Raw genomic sequence first — 2,627 nt, 5'->3', positions numbered from 1 at the left:
AACCAGAGCGGAGAGGTGAATGGCAGCATGGGCTCCCACACGTGCTTTAAGCACTCCGGGCATTCAGCTTGCCACTCACCGCTCTCACCCTCAGTCTAAGTCCTGCGCAAGACACAAGCGGGCTTGCGTCAATACCCGAGAGCCGCAGGCTTGAGATACATCCCTTCCTGCGTCATCGCAATCCGGAACTTCAACACATCCCCGGCCTTGATCGTAATGTTCTGCGACCCCGGCGCGAGCATGCCCGGGTTGCAACCCGGCGCCTGGCCCGGCAGCAGTTTGAGGCGCAGGGACACAGTGCCCGGCGGCAGGTTGAACGAGGTGCTCTGTTCCTGGAACAGGCGCCCCGATAACTGATCCTGGATGTACACGCCGATTTCGCAGGAAGTCGACACTTCCAGGCGCTCGCGGGAAATGATCAGCACGCCGTAGTCCTCCCCGGCGGCTTGGACCGAAGGTGTCGCGGCAAAGAGGCTGAGGAAGCCAAACAGGCTGAGAACTGACCAGCGCATGGCTGAATCTCCTGATGTCGAGTCATAGATGGACGCAGCTTGGCCGAGCGCGGCGCTGATTGCCAGCCCGGCAGCTCACTTTAGAACTTGACCTTGCCATGGTGGCAAGCTCGAGACTGCACACAACCCTCATGAAAGGGCTTCATTCAAGGAGACGTCCCATGCAAGTGTTCAATGTTGAAGGCATGTCCTGCGGTCACTGTGTCAAGGCCATTACTCAGGCGCTGCAAGCCAAGGATCCGGCGGCCAGCGTGCGTATCGATCTGGCGACAAAAGAAGTCGGCGTAGAAAGTGCGCTGACGGCCGATCAGGTGATCGCCGCCATCACTGAAGAGGGTTACGGCGTAAAACAGGTCTAAGTTATTTTTAATAGTTAGCGACCTAACGGAATGTTCAAGGCGTCCACGCCCGGCTAGACTGTCAGCCTGCCGATCCATGGCTAACCTGCATGCCCAACCTGGACGCCTGATGAACTTCCGCACAATCCTGATTCTCGGCGCCTTGAGCGCTTTCGGTCCGCTGGCGATCGATTTCTACCTGCCGGCATTTCCGGCAATGGCGCTCGCTTTCGGTACCGACGAAAAACACGTTCAACTGACCCTGGCGGCCTATTTCCTCAGCTTGTCCATTGGTCAACTGGCGTATGGCCCTGTAGCGGATCGCTTTGGGCGACGCATCCCCTTGCTGACAGGCGTCGGCTTGTTCACCGCAGCCTCGTTGGCCTGCGCTTACGCGCCGAATCTGGAGTGGCTGATTGGCGCACGTTTCGTCCAGGCGCTGGGCGGTTGCGCGGGCATGGTGATTTCCCGGGCCGTGGTCAGCGATAAATGCGATGCGGTGGGTTCGGCGAAAGTCTTTTCGCAGCTGATGCTGGTGATGGGCTTGGCACCGATCCTTGCGCCGATGCTGGGCGGGTTCTTGGTCAACACGACGGGCTGGCAGTCGATCTTTCTCGTGCTGACCGGTTTCAGTGCGCTGGTAGGGGGGGCCGTGGCCCTCGGTCTGCCGGAAAGTTTGCCGTCCCATGTGCCGCGCCAACCGTTGTCGGGCGCGCTGCGCCAGTATGGTCGGTTGTTGGCGGACCCGATATTCCTTGGCCACGCCCTGACCGGTGGTATCGCCATCGGCGGGATGTTTGCCTACATCGCCGGTTCACCGTTCGTGTTCATCAAACTCTATGGTGTGCCGGCCGAGCATTTCGGCTGGCTATTCGGCATTAACGCGGCGGGATTCATTCTAGTAGCCCAGTTGAATGCACGGTTGCTGGCAAAGCGCGGTCCGGCCTTTTTACTGGCGCGTACCGTCTGGTTCTACCTGGCGGGCGGTCTGGCCCTGTTGGCGGTCAGCGCGTTGCACACCATGCACCTGTGGCCGTTGTTGATCCCGCTTTTCCTCTGCATCGCCAGCCTGGGTTGTATTGTGCCCAACGCCTCGGCCTGCGCCATGAACGGGCAGGGCGCGCGGGCGGGCAGCGCCTCGGCGATGCTCGGTTGCCTGCAGTTCAGCGTCGCCGCCGGGGCCGCAGCATTGCTGGGTGTTTTGCACGATGGCAGCGCCATGCCGATGGCCATGGTCATCAGCCTGTGCGGGATTCTGGTGGTGAGCGTGGCGATGCTCACCCAACGTTTGCAAAATGCCCGGGCGCTGACGCAAGCCCAAGTCTGAGGACGGACTCAGCCAGCAGCGCGCTGCTGACGGTCGGGAATTCGATGGGGCGCGTACAAGCGCGCTTCAAGCGTTTTGGTGAAGGCCAAGGCTTCGGCTTCACTGCGGAACGTCACAGCATGTTGATCCAGGCGGACCTGCCAGCGGGATGTTGCCAGTTCTTTTATCAGGATCTTCATTGCTGATCTCCTCTTGTAAAAGGCGTCTCGCAAAAGACATCACATAAATGATTGTTCGCAGAGTGTTCGATTGTAGACCCGAATACGATCGCAATTGTGACAAAGGTCAACTCTCTGACTGACGGCAAAAGATCGCGGCGCCCAATGTGGGAGATTCTATGGTTGAGGGGAAGCCCTCAACCGGCTTTTGGTTGGTATTCGCTCTGCCCTTTCAGCAGAGCGAATACGATCCGAGCAAGCTTGCGAGCCAGTATCACCAGCGCCTGAGTGG

Annotated in this window: 4 protein-coding genes; 2 read left to right on the top strand and 2 right to left on the bottom strand. The window is 59.5% G+C overall.

The features are described 5' to 3' along the window. Positions 1–128: 128 nt before the first annotated feature. Positions 129–512, bottom strand: coding sequence for a hypothetical protein (locus AACY49_RS29390; RefSeq protein WP_258697700.1), 384 nt, complete (start codon positions 510–512; stop codon positions 129–131). A gap of 161 nt (positions 513–673) precedes the next feature. On the opposite strand from AACY49_RS29390, the gene AACY49_RS29385 reads away from it, so the two are divergent. Beyond that, positions 674–871, top strand: a complete 198-nt coding sequence (locus AACY49_RS29385) for a heavy-metal-associated domain-containing protein (protein WP_258697699.1) — start codon at positions 674–676, stop codon at positions 869–871. Between the two features lie 109 nt (positions 872–980). After that, positions 981–2,177: a multidrug effflux MFS transporter gene (locus AACY49_RS29380; RefSeq protein WP_339527661.1), complete on the top strand. Its 1,197-nt coding sequence runs from the start codon at positions 981–983 to the stop codon at positions 2,175–2,177. An 8-nt stretch (positions 2,178–2,185) separates the two neighbouring features. Here AACY49_RS29380 and AACY49_RS29375 read toward each other — a convergent pair whose 3' ends face one another. Next, positions 2,186–2,356 carry a hypothetical protein gene (locus AACY49_RS29375; protein ID WP_339527659.1) on the bottom strand — a complete coding sequence of 57 codons (171 nt, stop codon included), beginning with the start codon at positions 2,354–2,356 and terminating at the stop codon, positions 2,186–2,188. Between the last annotated feature and the right edge of the window lie 271 nt (positions 2,357–2,627).

The organism is Pseudomonas sp. EL_65y_Pfl2_R96, assembly GCF_963970905.1.
Taxonomy (GTDB): Bacteria; Pseudomonadota; Gammaproteobacteria; order Pseudomonadales; family Pseudomonadaceae; genus Aquipseudomonas.
Note: the sequence above shows the minus strand (reverse complement) of the source record. Positions and strands in the feature narration are given on the sequence as shown.